Raw genomic sequence first — 15,327 nt, forward strand, 5'->3', positions numbered from 1 at the left:
ATTCCTCCCAGCCCGGCATTAGGGTCGACCACGGCACTTCCGTTCCGCTTCGGTCCGCCTTCTGGGGGCAACACGTGCGCTACCGCCTGCTCGGGCCGGTCACGGTCCTCGACGACGCGGGCGAGGTCCGGCCGGGCGGCCAGAAACAGACATCCGTGCTGGCCGCGCTGCTGCTGAACCCGAACCGCGTGGTCGCCGAAGACCGCCTGATCGACCTCACCTGGGGCGAAAACGCGCCGCCGAGCGTGCGCGGCCGGCTCCAGGTGCACATCTCGGAACTGCGGAAGCTGCTCGGCCGCGACGTCATCCTCCGGCGCGCGCCGGGTTATGTGATCGAGGTCGCGCCCGGTGAGCGGGACCTCGACGTGTTCGACGACGAGGTCGCCCGGGCCCGGGCGACGTCCGGCCCGGAAGCCGTCACGCACCTGCGGGCCGCGCTCGCGCTGTGGGACGGCACGCCGCTCGGCGGGGTGAGCGAGGCGCTGGCCGACCAGCAGGGCCCGGCGCTGGCCGAACGCCGGCTCGTCGTGCTGGAAGAGCTGTACGAACAGGAGCTCGTGTCCGGACGGCACAGCGAGGTCGTCGGGGAGCTGCGGCAGCTCGTCGAGGAACACCCGTTCCGCGAACGGCTGCGGGCCGCGTTGATGCTCGCGCTGCACCGCTGCGGCCGCACCCCGGAAGCTCTCGAGACGTACGCGCGGGCACACGAACTGCTGGTCGACGAGCTGGGCATCGAGCCCGGCCAGGCGCTGAAGGACCTGCAGCTGCGGCTCCTGCGGGGTGAGGGCGAGCCGACGCCGGCCGTGGTCCCGGTCGCGCCGCGGCCGGCCGAGCTGCCGCTGGACGTCCGCGGGTTCGCCGGCCGGGCGCCGGAGCTGGCCGCGCTCGACGAGCCCGGCGACGTCTGGGTGATCACCGGGACCGCGGGTGTCGGCAAGACCGCGCTGGCCGTGCACTGGGCGCACACCGCGCGGGCCCGCTACCCGGACGGCCAGCTGTACGTGAACCTGCGCGGCTTCGACGCCGAAGACGAGCCGCTCACGCCCGCCGCGGCGCTCGCGCAGCTGCTGCGCACCCTCGGCGTCGACCTGCGGGACGTGCCGCCGGGCCTCGACGACCAGAGCAAGCTCTACCGGTCGCTGCTGGCGGACCGGCAGGCGCTGGTGGTGCTGGACAACGCGCGGGACGCCGCGCAGGTGCTGCCGCTGCTGCCGTCGTCGGGGCGGGTGCTGGTGACCAGCCGCCACCGGCTCGACGAGCTCGTCGCCCGCACCGGCGCGCGGTCGCTGGGCCTGGCCCAGCTGCGGGAAGCCGACTCGCGGGCGTTGCTGAGCGCGTTGCTCGGCGAGCGGGCCGTCGCCGAGCCGGAAGCCGCGGCCGAGCTGGCCCGGCTCTGCGGCCACCACCCGCTCGCGCTGCGGATCGCCGCGGCGAACACCGGCGGCGCCAGCATCGGCGAGGTGGTCGAGGAGCTGCGCGGCGACCCGCTGGCCCGGCTCGGCTTCGACGGCGCCGAGGAAAGCGCCGTCGCGAAGGCGTTTTCCCTGTCCTACCAGGCACTTCCGGCTGGGCTGCGGCAGGCGTTCCGGCTCTTGGCGCTGGTGCCGGGCGCCGACTTCACGGCGGTCGCGGCGGCGGCCCTGCTGGACGTGCCGGCCGGGGAAGCGAGCCGCCGGCTGCGCGGGCTGGCCGCGGCGAACCTGCTCGAGGCGCACGCGCCCCGCCGGTTCCGCTTCCACGACCTGGCCCGACGGTACGCCGAGCAGTGCCTCCGCGCCGACGAAGACGAGCCTTCGCGCGAGCAAGCGTGGGAGCGGCTGTTCACCGGTTACTGCGCGGCCGCGGACGCCGCCGTCGCACTGCTCGGCGCGCGGATCGTGTCGCTGCCCCGCGAAGACGCGCCGGCCGCGCCGAGCCCGATCGCCTTCGCCGGCGCCGCCGAAGCCGTGGCGTGGCTGGACGTCGAGGTCCCGAACCTGTCGGCGGCCCTGCGGCAGGCCGCGACCCGCGGGCCGTACCCCGGCGCGTGGTACCTCGCGGACGCGTTGCGGCGGTTCTTCCACGACCACGGCCGCCGCGCGGAATGGCTGGAGCTGGCGCCGATCGTCCTGCGGGCGGCGCAGGACCACGGCGCCCAGCCGGCCGAGGCGCTCGTCCACCTGTCCATCGGCGGCGCGTACTTCCGCGAAGGGCATCACGAAGCGGGCATCCGGCACTCGCAGAAGGCGGTGCTGGCCAGCCGGGCGTGCGGCTGGCGCGAGTGCGAGGCGACGGCGGTCGCGAACCTGGGCTCGATGCTGGAGTGGACCGGCCGGCTGTCGGAGGCGGTCGAGCACAGCCGTCGGGCGATCCAGCTGTTCCGCGAGCTGGGCAAGCGGTCGGGCGAGGCGCTGGCGCTGAATTCGTTGAGCTGCCACTACCGGCAGCTGGGCCGGCTGGAGCAGGCCGAAGACTGCCTGGTCGAGGCGGTCGCACTGGCCCGCAAGGAGGACCTGGCGTTCTGGGCGGCGGCGAACCTCGCCGACCTCGGCTGGGTGCTGCTGGCGACGGGCCGCCCGGCAGAGGCGGACGAGGTCCTGGACGAGGCGCTCCGAGCGTTCCGCGAGGTCGGCTCGAGCTTCGGCGAGGCAACGGCGCTCACGGCGATCAGCGCACTGCAGCTTTCCCGCGGCGACGCTCCAACGGCGGCCCGGACGGCGACGGCCGCCCTGGAGTGCGTCCGCCGCGACGGAGACCGCCAGGTGGAGACGGCGGCATTGATCGCCCTCGGCCGAGCAACCGAGGGCGGCGACCTGACGACGGCGGAGCGCGTCCTGCGCGAGGCCAGCGAGCTGACGGCGGAGTCGGGTCTGCGGGGCCAGCAGGCCGAGGCGTCGGCGACTTTGGCGCGGGTATTGGCGGCGGGCGGCCGGGTGAGTGAGGCGGGCGAGCACGCACGAGCGGCGTTGGACGCGGCTCGTGCGGGCGGGTTCCGCGTGGTGGAGGCGGACGCGCTGCTCGGGCTGGCCGCGGTGGAGGCGGCGGCCGGACGTTCGATGCTGGCGGACGGGACGGCTCGGGAGGCTCGGGCGTTGTATCGGGCGGTCGGGCATGTGACGGGCGAGGCGCTGGCGGATGGATTCTTGCGTGAGTTGGGTGGCCAGGCGACAGGCTGAGCTTTCCTGCCCGAGCTGGGCCGCCGGACCAGCGACTGAGCGGCTTCCGCGAACCCCACCCGAGCGACCGCGACCGGCTCACCGGCTCCCGTCCACCAGACCCCGAGCGTCGCGAATGACCCATTGCAGACATCTCGCGTCCCCAATGGGTCATTCGCGGCATCCGCGGACCCACCCGAGCGACCGCGCGACCGGCTCACCGGCCTCCGCGAACCCCACCAGAGCGTCGCAGCACCTGTGCACCCGATTCCGCCCGCACCTCAAGCCGGGCCGCAGTCGGCGAACCGCCATGAGTGACTCATTCATCGCGTCCGACGGCATGAATGAGTCATTCACTACCTCCGGGCAGGCGGCCCAGCGCGCCCGCCCGCCGCGCCCGCGTCGGGCCCGCACGGGATAATGACCACATGCCCCGTCCCAAACACGTCCCCGCGAGCGATCTCCGGCTCCCGGACGCGCTGCAGCCGGGGCGGCCGAAGGGTGACCAGCTCCGCGAAATCCTCGAAAGCGTCGCCACCGAGGCCGGGCCCGGGCGGCTGATGCCGTCCGAACGGTTCCTCGCCGAGCACTTCCAGGTCGCCCGGGGCACCGTGCGGCAGGAGATCAACCGCCTGGTCGCCGACGGTGTCCTCTACCGCCAGCACGGCACCGCCACCTTCACCGCGCAGCGGCAGGCCGCGCACATCGACATGCTGACCTCCTTCACCGAGGACATGAAGGCCCGCGGTGTCGTCCCGAAGACCAAGGTCCTGCACGCCGAGGTCGAACGCGCCGGCACCCGGATCGCCGGGCGGCTGAACGTGCCGCCGGGCGCGAAGGTCTTCCGGCTGGAACGGCTTCGCTACGTCGAAGACGAGCCGTTCGCGGTCGAGCGCACCAACCTGTCCGTCGACCGGTTCCCGGACATCGAGCTCTTCGACTGGGAGACGCAGTCGCTGCACCGCACCCTCGAGGAGCGCTGGGGCGTGCACGCCGAATGGAACGACACGGCGATCTCCGCGGTCCTCCCCAACACCCACGACGCCGCCCTGCTCGGCATCGAAGCCAGCCAGCCGTGCCTCATCATCGAAGGCACGCTGCACGACCAGAGCGGCGGTGTCATCGAGGCGGGCCGGTCGCTGTACCGGGCCGACCGCTACACCGTCTTCACGCAGGCTCGGCGGAGCACCAGCTGAGGTGGTGCGCCCGGAGCAGCTTCAGGCAGTGCTCCACCAGCACCTCGGCGGCGTCCGGGCCGAACAGCGTCACGTACGACTCGTAGATCCCGTCGCGGTGTCCCTCGGCGTCGGGCAGGTACCCCAGATACCCGTCGGTGTAGCCGATCACGCGGGTGTGGTGGAACGGGCTGCCCCGCCGGATGCGCAGCCCCAGCGACGCGAACAGCTCGAACGGCGTGTGCAACCAGGCGATCTCCCCCAGCGACACCACGCTGACCGGGACCTCCGCGCAGCCGGTGGGCCGGTCGCTCGCCGCCATCGCGGCGAGCATCGCGCAGCCCTCGTACCGCGTCTGCGCGATCCGCACGGCCGGGTGGTCCTCGCCGTGGCCGGCCAGCTCGCGCTGCCACTCCCGTTCGGCCGCCTCCCGCAGCTCCAGGCTGTCCTCGATGGACGGCACGTCACGGTAGGGCAGGAACAGCGACGACCGCGACAGCCGGACCGGGCCGGTGGCCGCGGGCGCCGGGACCGCCGCGGCGAGCGTCCGGGAAATAGACGTCGCGAGGTGGCCGCCGAGCGTGCGAACCTCGTCGTGGCCACGGCCGCGCCGCACGAAGCGTGAGCTCGCGTCGCCCGCCGCGCCCTGCAGGAACGCCGCGACCGGCCGCCCGATCAGCGCGGCCAGCTCGCGGCGGGTCGCGCCCGGCCAGTCCGCGGACCAGCTGAGGTTGTCGGGGCCGAGCACCGTCGGGTGGCTCGCGTAGTCGAAGAGCAGCGCGGCCGGCGTGTCGTCCTCGCGGCGCAGTTCGAGCACGCCGAACGACGTGTCGTGCGGCCCGTCCGGCCGGTAGCGGTTGCCGCCGACGGCCTCGGTCTCCCCCGCATGCCAGCACGCCCGCACCCGGCCGCGCCCGGCGCGCAGCCGCAGCGCGGCGCCGGTGACCTGCTCCGCCATCCGGCCGACCAGCCCGGCGTCCCGCCGTCCGGGCAGCCCCGGGTGCAGCGGGCCGGTCCAGCCTTCGGGCCCGGAGTGGGTGTGCGACGCGCAGACGAGCACCCGCGCCGGGTCGATGCCCACCGCGGCCGCGACGGCGTCGGCCAGCGTGCGGGTGAGCCCGGCGTCGGCCGCGAGCGCGTCCAGGGCCAGCCACAGCACACCCGGGTCGTCCTCGGTCGAGAGCCAGATCAGCGACGCCTCGAGCTCGTCGTGCGTGCCCGTCGCGACGCCGTCCCTGGCCAGGTAACCGCCGAGCGGGTGCCCGGGTCCCGGGGTGATCCGGACGTCCTGCGCGGACAGCAGCAGCGCGCCGGTCACCAGGTCGATTCCAGGACGTCGACCACGCCGTCGCGGCCGGCGGCGCGAGCGACCCCGGCGAGCTCGGTGACGTCGCCGGTGGTGTGCAGCAGGACTTCCAGCAGCATCGGCAGGTTGAGCCCGGACACGAGCTCGAAGCCGGGCCGCGTGGCGGCGAGCGCGCGCACGGCGTTGAACGGCGAGCCGCCGTGCAGGTCGGCGAGCACGAGCACCGCGGGCGCGTCGCCGGCCAGCTCGTGCACGCGGACGCCGAACTCCTCCGGGCTGTCGTGCGGGCGCAGCTCGCAGACCTTCAGCCGCGACTGCGGGCCGAGAATCATTTCGGCGGCCTCGCCGACTCCGGAAGGCAGGCTTCCGTGCCCGGCGAGGATGATCGGGACGGTCATGACGGTCTCCCTAACTCTTCGCCGGGGCCGGCGCGAACCAGCCGAGCCACCCCAGAACCACCCCGGCGACGACAACGATGGCGATGACCCAGACCGGCCGCAGCCGGGCCTTCGCGGTGAGCAGGTACACCCCGGCGGTGACCAGCACCGGCAGCAGGAACGGGACCAGCTCGTCGAGCCGGTCCTGGATCGCCACGGCCTGGGTCACCGGCTGCCCCTGGACCGTGGTGGTCTGCCGGTAGGTCAGCGTGGTGACGACCTTGACGATCGACGGGACGAACCCGCCGAGCACGACGAACCCGAGCACGGTCGCCCCCTGCGCGACCCGCGCGAGCGCGCCCGCGGCGAGGTGCCCGGCCAGCCGTTTCCCCTCGCGGTAGGCGAACCCGAACTGCCAGCGCCGCACCAGCGCGTAGGGCACGAGCACCATCACGGCGGCGAACGCCGGGCCGAGCCAGTTGCCCTGCAGTGCCCACGACGCGCCCATGGTGAAGACGATGCTGTTGTACAGCGCGAAGACGACGGTGTCGCCGATGCCGGCCATCGGCCCCATCAGCGCGACCTTCGTGCTGGCGGCCGACTTCGGCGTGCCCGCCTCTTCCAGCGCGACGGCCGAGCCGAGGATCAGCGGGCCGCCGACCAGCACGGAGGTGTTGAAGAACTGCATGTGCCGCTGCAGACCGGCGACGTAGTCGGCCTTCTCCGGGTAGAGCCGGCGCAGCGCCGGTTCCATCGCGTACGCGAACCCGAGCGCCTGCATCCGTTCGTAGTTCCAGGAGATCTGGCTCGCCCAGAAGTAGCGGCGGTACACGCGTTTCAAGTCCTGCCTGGTCAACCGTGGATCCACTGTGGACTCTTCGGCGGCGTCCGAAGGGACGGCGATGGCCGGCTCGTCGCGCTTGAGCGTCACGAACAGCATCGCGACGGCGACGCCGATCAGTGCGATCCCCAGCACCGGCAGGTGCAGGTAGGCGAACCCGACGAACCCGATGAGCAGCAGGTACCAGTAACGCGAGAGCTCCATCATGCCGAGCAGCAGCGCGAAGCCGACGGCCGGCAGCAGCGACCCGGCGAGCGTCATGCCCTGCACGAACCCGGCGGGAATGCTCGCGGTGATGTCCTTGACCAGCCCGCCGGACGCGGCGAGCGCGGCCAGGAACGTCGGGATCGCGCGCACCGCGGCCCACGGCACGAGGCTGACCCAGTGGATCATCGCCAGGCCGCGCGCGTTGCCGTCGGCGGCGTAGGAGTCGGCCCGGTGCACCAGCGCGGTGGTGATGATCTTGCCGACGGGGTCGAGCGCGGAGAGCAGGATCGCGGCCGGCAGCCCGACGCCGATGCCCACCGCGACCTGCGCGGACACGTCCCCGGCGGCGCCCGCGGCCAGCGCGGTGCCGACGATCGCGCCGGTCTGGTAGTCCGGGATCGTCGCGCCGCCGTAGGTGTAGACGCCGAGCGCGGCCAGCTCCAGCGTCGCGCCGATCAGCAGGCCGAGCAGCGGGTGCCCGGTGATCAGCCCGGCCACCGAGCCGGCGATGAGCGGGCGCTGGGCGTAGATGAGGAACGGGCCGAGCCCGTCGTAGGTGCAGTAGATCGCCCAGATGGTCAGGGCCAGCGCGACGAGCATGCGGGGCTAGAGCCCTTTCCGGTCGAGCAGCGGGACGAACTCGGCCGGCTTGTCCTGCGGCATCAGCTGCGTGACCAGCGGGACGCCGGTCGCGGCCAGCTTGCGGTAGGCGTCGGCTTCGTCGGCGGTGACGGCGATCGAGCGGGTGACCATGGCGTAGGCCGGGCCCGGCCGCGGCGCGACGTTGCCGACGTTGACGACGTCGGGCCGCAGCCCGCCCTCGACGAGGCGGAAGGCGTCTCCGGGGTCCTTCACGATGATCATGACGCCGGTCTCGGCGGGCGCGGTGAGCGTGTCGGCGACGGTGAAGACGTCGGTGGGCAGCCCGCGGGCGGCCTGCGGGAGCAGCATCCGCTGCAGGTCGTCGGCGGCGACGTCGTCGTTGCAGACGACCAGCCGCCGGATGCCCAGCCGCCGGGTCCACGCGACGGTGACCTGCCCGTGGATCAGCCGGTTGTCGATCCGGACGTGTGCCCCCGCCATGTTTCTCCTCCCGGACGGCAGGAAACATCCTTGGTCAGCCCCAGTAGCCGTGTCAACACTGGCTGTGACCGGTCTCTCGCCGACGGCTTCGCGCGGCCGACGGAAGGACCCCTCAGACCTTCCGTCGGCCCGCGAGCGCGAAGCCCCCTCTGGTACCCCGGACCCTCCCATAAAGGTATATACCAGTATGGACCGTCGTGATCGACTGTCAAGACCTGTACCGCTCAGCGGGCCGGAAAGATCATCGGCCGGTCGGCCGACCGAAATACGGCGAACGCCCTCCGTGAGCGATTCACTCCAGGCTGTCCGTTCTTGTCAGTGACAGCCGGCGGACCCCCTCCTATCATTCCCAGTGGTCTAGACCGCACTTCTCGCCCCCTGCCGCACCGGGAAAGGCGGAACTCCCCTCATGACCACCGGATCCTGGCGCCTCGCCGCGCTCGGCACCGCCCTCGTGTTCGCCACCGCGCTGGTCCCGTCGGCCGCCGCCTGCCGAACCCGCCGGGCGGCCTGGTGAAGGTCTGCCCCGGCGCGCAGCCATGGCAGGCGCGGGCCGACGGCACGCTGCTGAACCCGCAGTCGGGCAAGTGCCTCGACGCGACCGGGAACGTCTCGGCCGACGGCACCCGCCTGCAGATCCGGACCTGCGCGGCCACCGCGAACCAGCGGTGGGCGACACCCGCCTGACCAATTCGGAAATTCCCCGCAACCTGGCCGGGTCACCGTCGTTAACGCATCGTCGCATGAGGGAGGGAAGGCATGTCGGCCGTCACAGCGAACATCGTCCCGCTCCGGCACGCCCGGCCGGGCGTGGTGGCGTACGTGAAGAGCCCGGCCGACTGGTTCGTCGCGAACAGCGGCTGGATCCAGGGCAGCGACGGCGTCGTGCTCGTCGACACCTGCGGGACCGAGCAGGCGACGCTGGAGCTGCTGCGCGACGTCCGCAAGTACGCGGGTGAGCAGGAGCTCACGGTCGCCATCACGCACGCGCACGGCGAGCGCCACAACGGGCTCGGCGTCGCGCTGCGCGAAGGCGGGACGGCGCTGGCCGCGCCGGGCAGCGTCGAGGCCGTGAAGGCCGGACCGCAGACGTACGGCAACGTCTTCACCTACACGCGGTGGGGCGTGCTCGAGCCGCCGGAGCCGGACGCGGTCCGCCCGGTGCCCGGCTGGCGGCGCCTCGACCTCGGCGGCGCGGCGGCGGACGTCGTGGCGGTGCCCGGCGTCGCGCACACGGCGGGTGACCTGGTGGTGCACGAGCCGCGGTCGGGCACGCTGTTCACCGGCGACTTGGTCTTCGTCGGCAGCACGCCGATGGCGGTGCACGGCTCGGTCCCGGGCTGGCTCGAAGCGCTCGACTGGCTCCAGGACACGTTCCGCCCCCGCACGGTGGTCCCCGGCCACGGCCCGGTGGCGACGCCGGGCCACACGGCGGTGCACGGCATGCGCGTCTACCTCGAGTGGCTCCTGGAGGTGACGGGCCGCCAGTCCGACTTCACGAAGCTGGCGCAGCAGGCGGCCCTGCGCTGGCCGACGTGGCGCAACCCGGAGCGTCACATCGGCAACCTGATGCGCGCGTACGCCGACCAGCACCACCGCAAGCTGGACGTCGACCTGGCGATCGACGCGGTCCTGGCCGCGGCGGGCGGCCGGATCGACCTGGACTACCTGCTGGACGGCGAACCGGTGCGGCGGATTTCCTAGGAACCCGCGCCACCCACGCTTTCCAGCAGCTTCCGCAGCGTTCCGGCCAACTCCTCACGCTCCTCGGCGCCGAGCGTCGCCAGGATCCGGTGTTCGGTCTCGACGTGGTCCGGCAGGGCCCGGTCGATCAGCTCGCCGCCCGCCTCCGTCAGCCGCACGCGGACCCCGCGGCCGTCCGTTTCGTTCGGGGTGCGCTCGACCAGGCCGCGGGCCTCCATCTTGTCGAGGCGCTGGGTGATCGCCCCCGACGTCACCATCGCCGAACGCATCAGCTCCGTCGGGGTCAGGCGGTACGGCGGGCCGCTGCGGCGCAGGGTCGCGAGGACGTCGAAGGTCGCGCGGTCCAGGCCGTGGCGGGCGAACGTCCGGCGCAGCTCGGTGTCGACCAGCGCGGCCAGGCGGGACAGCCGGCCGATCACCGCCATCGGGGAGACGTCGAGGTCGGGGCGCTCGGCCTGCCACTGCTCCAGGACGCGGTCCACGTGGTCGGCCATCGGCCCAGCGTAGCCGAAACCTTAGCGATAAGTGAGTAGTGCCATTTACCTTAGCGCTGAGGTAATCTGTCTTAGTGCTCACCAAACTGCTCACCGCCCTCGCCCCGGCGATCTGGGGCACGACGTACCTCGTCACGACCGAGCTCCTGCCGCCCGACCGCCCGCTGCTCGCCGCGGTCGTCCGCGCCCTGCCCGCCGGGCTGCTGCTCGTCGCGCTCACCCGCCGCCTGCCGAAGGGCGACTGGTGGTGGCGTTCGCTCGTGCTCGGCACGCTGAACATCGGCGCCTTCCTCGCGCTGCTGTTCGTCGCCGCGTACCGGCTGCCCGGCGGTGTCGCCGCCACGCTCGGCGCACTGCAGCCGCTGCTCGTCGCGGGCCTGTCCACCGGCCTGCTCGGCGAACGCCTGACGCGGCGCGTCGTCCTCGCCGGCGTCGTGCTCAGCAAGCGCTGGACGTCCCCCGCGCCACTGCTGGCGACCACCGGCTGGCAGCTCGTCGCGGGCGGGCTCGTGCTCGTGCCGGTCGCGCTGGCCGTCGAAGGGCCGCCGCCCGCCGTCCTCACCGGCGCGAACCTCGCGGGCTACGGCTACCTCGCGCTGATCGGCGCCGCGCTCTCGTACACGTTGTGGTTCCGCGGGATCCGCGCGCTGTCCGCGACGCAGGTGACGTTCCTCGGGCTGCTGAGCCCGGTCGTCGCGACGCTGCTCGGCTGGCTCGTGCTCGGCCAGCGGCTGACGGCGTGGCAGCTGCTGGGCGCCGCGGTCGTGCTCACCGCCGTCGTCTTCGGGCAGCGCCGGGCGTTGGGCCGGACGGGGGCTGATAAGTATCAGCCTTTGACAACCGCTCACCGGGGCACCGACTCTGAAATGGTCTGAACAACTTGCGATCATCGGCCTCGACGAGGAGGCGCCCGTGCGCACGAGAACTCCCTTCCGGCGGCGGCTGGGGGTGCTGGCCGCGGCGGTCGCCGTCACCGCCGGCCTCACGACCGCCGTCGCCGACGCGGTCCCCGCCACGATCCCCTTGAAGATCACCAACAACTCCGGCCGCGGCGACCAGGTCTACCTCTACGACCTCGGCACCAACCTGGCCACGGGCCGGCAGGGCTGGGCCGACGCGAACGGCACGTTCCATGCGTGGCCCGGCGGCTCGGTGCCGCCGGTCCCGGCTCCGGACGCGTCGATCCCCGGCCCGGCCAACGGCCAGTCGATCACCATCCGGATCCCCAAGTTCTCCGGCCGAATCTACTTCTCCTACGGGCAGAAGCTCGTGTTCAAGCTCGCCACCGGCGGCCTGGTGCAGCCGGCGGTCCAGAACCCGTCCGACCCGAACGTGAACATCCTCTTCAACTGGTCGGAGTACACGCTCAACGACGGCGGCCTCTGGCTCAACAGCACGCAGGTCGACATGTTCTCGGCGCCGTACGCGGTCGGCGTGCAGCCGGTGGGCGGCACGACGAAGTCCACCGGACACCTGAAAGCGGGCGGGTACAACGGTTTCCTGAACGCGCTGCGCGGCCAGCCGGGCGGCTGGGCCAACCTGATCCGCACCCGGTCCGACGGAACGGTCCTGCGCGCACTCGCCCCGAGCCACGGCATCGAAGCCGGCGCACTGCCGTCGAACGTGTTGCAGGACTACATAAACCGCGTCTGGACGAAGTACAGCTCGTCGACGCTGACGGTGACACCGGTGGCCGACCAGCCGGGCGTGAAGTACTTCGGGCGGGTCTCGGGCAACGTCATGAACTTCACGAACACCTCCGGCGGCTTCGTGACGGCGTTCCAGAAACCCGACTCCGACAGCGTTTTCGGCTGTTACAAGAACCTCGACGCCCCGAACGACGTCCGCGGCCAGATCTCACGCACGCTCTGCGCGGGCTTCAACCGCTCGACGCTGCTGACGAACGCCAACCAGCCCGACACCAGTTCGGCGGGGTTCTACCTGGACAGCGTCACGAACCAGTACGCGCGCAAGATCCACGCGCAGATGGCGGACGGCAAGGCGTACGCGTTCGCCTTCGACGACGTGGGCCACTACGAATCGCTGGTCAACGACGGGAACCCGGGGACGGCTTACCTGACGTTGGATCCGTTCAACTAGGGAGCCGGGAAGCGAACCGGCCCCGGGGCCGCACGCCGGTCCCGGGGCCGGTTGCTTGGGCGGAGCGGGATACCCTGCCCTCCTTCGCCCCTGCGAGCCCGGAGCTTTTCTGTGGAGTGGTTAAAAGTCGTCCTCGACTTCATCGCCTCGCTCGCGTGGCCGGGCACGCTCGTCGTTTTCCTGCTCGTGTTCCGGCCGTCGATCCGCGCTCTGCTGAGCCGCCTCACCCGGGCCGAGGTCGCGGGCCAGAAGTTCGACTTCGGCGCCGAGCTCAAGGCCGCCGAAAGCAGCGCGGAAGCCGCGATCGACGCCACTCGCAACGGCAAGACGCCGAGCCCGCCCGCCGACGAGCGCGAAGAAGAACCGGCGGACGAAGAAGAATCCGAGCCGAAGGCGCACGTTGCCGGATCGCTGCTCGCCGGGGCGCAGCCCACCGGGCTGGTCATGCAGTCCTGGATCAGGATCGAAGCGGCGCTCGACGGCCTGTACCGGACGGTGTTCGGCGCCGACCGCGCGGCCAAACCGGCGACCGCCCAGCGCAAGGTGACCGATCTGGCCGACCACCTGCCGGCCGACGCGGTCGACAGCATCCAGCGCATGCGCCGGATGCGCAACGAGGTCGCGCACGGAAACGCCCAGGTCGACCTGGGCGGCGCCATCGCCTACGCCGAAAACGCCACCGCCGTCGTGGACCTGATCGACTACGTCACCCGCTCGACGCCGGCTTAGATGTGATGTCCGGGGACGTTGTCCCGAGTTGAGGTGACCCGGAACCTCATCACCCGCCGGAGGCCTTCGTGTCCCACCCTCACCCCACGCACCCGACTGCGACTCGCTCACCTGATCGTCGAACAGGGCTGGACCTGCACCCAAGCGCCGAAGATGTTCATGGTCGCCACCAAAACCGCCCGCAAATGGGCCGACCGCTACCGCGACGAAGGCCCGGCCGGGATGGCTGACCGCAGCTCACGCCCGCATCGCAGCCCGGTCCGCACCCCCGAGCACCTGGTCCGGGCGATCTTGCGGCTGCGGTGGCGTCAACGGCTGGGCCCGGTCCGGATCGCCGGCCGGCTCAACATCCCGGCTTCGACCGTGCACGCGGTCCTGGTGCGCTGCCGGATCAACCGGCTCACCCGCATCGACCGGGTCACCGGCGAGCCGCTGCGCCGCTACGAACACGACCATCCCGGCTCGTTGATCCACGTCGATGTCACCAAGTACGGCAACATTCCCGACGGCGGCGGGCACCGCTTCGTCGGACGGCAGCAAGGCGAGCGCAACAAACGCGCCACCGCGGGCCTGCCCCGCGGTGCCGACCGCAAGCCCCGTACCGATACCGCGTTCGTCCACACCGTCATCGACGACCATTCCCGCGTTGCCTACGCCGAAATCCACACCGACGAAACCGCCGCCACCTCGGTACTCCGCCGGGCGGTGGCCTGGTTCGCCACCCGCGAAACGCACCCGGCCCTACCGGCCACAAGCCAACGGCAAGATCGAACGCACCTAGAGCTTCACTCTGTCCGGCACCACCGGGGTGTCCCCCAGCCACGCACACCCCGGTTCCCCGGCGTACACCGGCACCGCCGTGCCGGTTTTCACGATGACCGCCGGTTGGCCGCAGGCGGCCACCTCCCACACCAGCAACGGCACGACGAGCGCAGTAATCCGCATCCGCATGATCGGCTCACCCCGTTTTTGAGTTCTCCACTCCCAACCGGGCACACGGCGGCCACCGCGCGCCGGTTCAGGGCGAACGGGTGTATTTCCCGGCCGTCTCGCGGATCGGTGAAAAGGGGGGAAATACGGCGAAGGAGTCCCCCGATGGCGTACAGGTCCGAAGGGCCGCTCTTGGTTAGGCTGAGCGGGTCAAGCGGAGGTGAAGTGGACACCACGACGCTGTTCGAAAAGGCCGCCGGCGGGGATCAGGCGGCTTGGGACGCCCTCGTCGACCAGTACGCGAGCCTGCTCTGGTCGATCGCCCGCGGCCACCGGCTTTCCGACGCCGATGCCGCCGACGTCGTCCAGACGACCTGGCTGAAGCTGGTCGAGAACTTCGGCCGGATCAAGGAGCCCGACCGGCTGGCCGGGTGGCTGGCCACCACCGCCCGGCACGAGTGCCTCCGCCAGATCCGCCGGGCCGACCGGGAACGCCCGGTCGACGACGAAACCTGGCAGTCCGAGCCCGCGCCGGGCCCGGGCGTCGACGCCGCGCTGTTGCTCGACGAGCGCGACGCGACGCTGTGGCGTGCGCTGGCGACGCTGTCCGAGCAGTGCCGTCGCCTGCTGCGGGTGCTCATGGCCACTCCCCCGCCTTCGTACGCGGAGGTGTCCGCCGCCCTCGACATGCCCGTCGGCAGCATCGGCCCGACGCGGCAGCGTTGCCTGGGCCGGCTGCGGGAGCGGGCCGGTCACGCCGGGCTCGGGACGGAGGACGGCGCGTGAACGACGACGAGCTGCTCGACCGGCTGCGCGCGGCCGCCGTCCAGGCCGACCCGGTGCCGGACCTCGTGCTGCGCCAGGCCCGCGCGGCGCTCGTCACCCGTGACCTCGACGCCGAGCTCGCCGGCCTCGCGTTCGACTCCGACCTGGCCGAGGCGGGCGCGGTCCGGGCGGACGGGGACGACGTCCGGCTGCTGTCGTTCGAGTCGCCGCGGGTGTCGCTGGAGCTGCAGGTGGAGTACGCCGACGGCCGGGTGGTCCTGCGCGGGCTGGTGACCGGCGCGGTCGGCGCCGCGGTGATCGAGGCGCCGGGTGAACGGCACGAGCAGCCGATCGACGAGGACGGCTGGTTCACCGCGACCGGCCTGCCCCGGGGCGCGACGCGGGTCCGGGTCACCGCGCCCGACGGCACCACGGTGACCACGGGCTGGGCCGGGCTCTGAGCACACGGCGGCCGAGCGCCG

At 72.4% G+C, this 15,327-nt stretch carries 14 protein-coding genes and 1 pseudogene; 10 read left to right on the plus strand and 5 right to left on the minus strand.

What is annotated here, in order from left to right; translation table 11 throughout:
- Positions 1–74 precede the first annotated feature (74 nt).
- Both ACZ63E_RS24470 and ACZ63E_RS24475 read left to right on the plus strand, forming a co-directional pair.
- The gene (locus tag ACZ63E_RS24470) at positions 75–3,155 is read left to right on the plus strand and encodes an AfsR/SARP family transcriptional regulator (RefSeq protein ID WP_465338425.1); all 3,081 of its coding nucleotides are present in this window, start codon (positions 75–77) and stop codon (positions 3,153–3,155) included.
- A gap of 407 nt (positions 3,156–3,562) precedes the next feature.
- Positions 3,563–4,330 carry a GntR family transcriptional regulator gene (locus tag ACZ63E_RS24475; protein ID WP_465338426.1) on the plus strand — a complete coding sequence of 256 codons (768 nt, stop codon included), beginning with the start codon at positions 3,563–3,565 and terminating at the stop codon, positions 4,328–4,330.
- On the opposite strand, the gene ACZ63E_RS24480 is transcribed toward ACZ63E_RS24475, so the two are convergent.
- From ACZ63E_RS24480 to ACZ63E_RS24495, 4 genes are read right to left on the minus strand one after another with little or no spacing between them, the layout of a single operon-like run.
- On the minus strand, positions 4,302–5,627 hold the full coding sequence (locus ACZ63E_RS24480) for a hypothetical protein (protein ID WP_465311582.1): 1,326 nt from the start codon (positions 5,625–5,627) through the stop codon (positions 4,302–4,304). The two genes, ACZ63E_RS24475 and ACZ63E_RS24480, sit on opposite strands and share 29 nt — an antisense overlap.
- Complete coding sequence (locus tag ACZ63E_RS24485) at positions 5,624–6,013, minus strand: PTS sugar transporter subunit IIA (protein WP_465338427.1); 390 nt, start codon at positions 6,011–6,013, stop codon at positions 5,624–5,626. Before ACZ63E_RS24485 ends, ACZ63E_RS24480 begins: the two co-directional genes overlap by 4 nt.
- A 10-nt stretch (positions 6,014–6,023) precedes the next feature.
- On the minus strand, positions 6,024–7,640 hold the full coding sequence (locus ACZ63E_RS24490) for a PTS system mannose/fructose/sorbose family transporter subunit IID (protein ID WP_465338428.1): 1,617 nt from the start codon (positions 7,638–7,640) through the stop codon (positions 6,024–6,026).
- 6 nt (positions 7,641–7,646) lie between these two features.
- A complete protein-coding gene (locus ACZ63E_RS24495) occupies positions 7,647–8,123 on the minus strand; it encodes a PTS sugar transporter subunit IIB (protein ID WP_465338429.1) in 477 nt (158 codons plus the stop codon).
- A 513-nt stretch (positions 8,124–8,636) separates the two neighbouring features.
- Between ACZ63E_RS24495 and ACZ63E_RS24500 the strand changes: the two genes are divergently transcribed.
- Positions 8,637–8,810, plus strand: coding sequence for an RICIN domain-containing protein (locus ACZ63E_RS24500; RefSeq protein WP_465338430.1), 174 nt, complete (start codon positions 8,637–8,639; stop codon positions 8,808–8,810).
- A gap of 72 nt (positions 8,811–8,882) precedes the next feature.
- Entirely contained in the window at positions 8,883–9,827 is a 945-nt protein-coding gene (locus ACZ63E_RS24505; protein WP_465338431.1) for an MBL fold metallo-hydrolase, read from the plus strand.
- On the opposite strand, the gene ACZ63E_RS24510 is transcribed toward ACZ63E_RS24505, so the two are convergent.
- Positions 9,824–10,321, minus strand: a complete 498-nt coding sequence (locus tag ACZ63E_RS24510) for a MarR family winged helix-turn-helix transcriptional regulator (protein ID WP_465338432.1) — start codon at positions 10,319–10,321, stop codon at positions 9,824–9,826. The genes ACZ63E_RS24505 and ACZ63E_RS24510 overlap by 4 nt on opposite strands.
- Positions 10,322–10,395: 74 nt before the next feature.
- Between ACZ63E_RS24510 and ACZ63E_RS24515 the strand changes: the two genes are divergently transcribed.
- The 6 genes and pseudogenes from ACZ63E_RS24515 to ACZ63E_RS24540 all read left to right on the plus strand — a co-directional run bounded on the left by ACZ63E_RS24515 (position 10,396) and on the right by ACZ63E_RS24540 (position 15,306).
- On the plus strand, positions 10,396–11,196 hold the full coding sequence (locus tag ACZ63E_RS24515; protein WP_465338433.1) for an EamA family transporter: 801 nt from the start codon (positions 10,396–10,398) through the stop codon (positions 11,194–11,196).
- 37 nt (positions 11,197–11,233) lie between these two features.
- A complete protein-coding gene (locus tag ACZ63E_RS24520; protein ID WP_465338434.1) occupies positions 11,234–12,421 on the plus strand; it encodes a glycoside hydrolase family 64 protein in 1,188 nt (395 codons plus the stop codon).
- Between the two features lie 111 nt (positions 12,422–12,532).
- A complete protein-coding gene (locus tag ACZ63E_RS24525; protein ID WP_465338435.1) occupies positions 12,533–13,150 on the plus strand; it encodes a hypothetical protein in 618 nt (205 codons plus the stop codon).
- Positions 13,151–13,198: 48 nt separating this feature from the next.
- Positions 13,199–14,110: pseudogene (locus ACZ63E_RS24530) on the plus strand (leucine zipper domain-containing protein); the annotation flags it as partial.
- Between the two features lie 195 nt (positions 14,111–14,305).
- A complete protein-coding gene (locus tag ACZ63E_RS24535) occupies positions 14,306–14,866 on the plus strand; it encodes an RNA polymerase sigma factor (RefSeq protein WP_465311594.1) in 561 nt (186 codons plus the stop codon).
- Positions 14,863–15,306 carry a hypothetical protein gene (locus tag ACZ63E_RS24540; RefSeq protein WP_465338436.1) on the plus strand — a complete coding sequence of 148 codons (444 nt, stop codon included), beginning with the start codon at positions 14,863–14,865 and terminating at the stop codon, positions 15,304–15,306. Before ACZ63E_RS24535 ends, ACZ63E_RS24540 begins: the two co-directional genes overlap by 4 nt.
- The last annotated feature ends 21 nt before the right edge of the window (positions 15,307–15,327 follow it).

This window comes from Amycolatopsis sp. NPDC104819, assembly GCF_055583145.1.

Bases quoted from the DNA above. Each gene is read 5' to 3' on its own strand.
- ACZ63E_RS24490 (WP_465338428.1), bottom strand. From the start codon at position 7,640: ATGCTCGTCGCGCTGGCCCTGACCATCTGGGCGATCTACTGCACCTAC.
- ACZ63E_RS24495 (WP_465338429.1), bottom strand. From the start codon at position 8,123: ATGGCGGGGGCACACGTCCGGATCGACAACCGGCTGATCCACGGGCAG.
- ACZ63E_RS24475 (WP_465338426.1), top strand. From the start codon at position 3,563: ATGCCCCGTCCCAAACACGTCCCCGCGAGCGATCTCCGGCTCCCGGAC.
- ACZ63E_RS24510 (WP_465338432.1), bottom strand. From the start codon at position 10,321: ATGGCCGACCACGTGGACCGCGTCCTGGAGCAGTGGCAGGCCGAGCGC.
- ACZ63E_RS24505 (WP_465338431.1), top strand. From the start codon at position 8,883: ATGTCGGCCGTCACAGCGAACATCGTCCCGCTCCGGCACGCCCGGCCG.
- ACZ63E_RS24485 (WP_465338427.1), bottom strand. From the start codon at position 6,013: ATGACCGTCCCGATCATCCTCGCCGGGCACGGAAGCCTGCCTTCCGGA.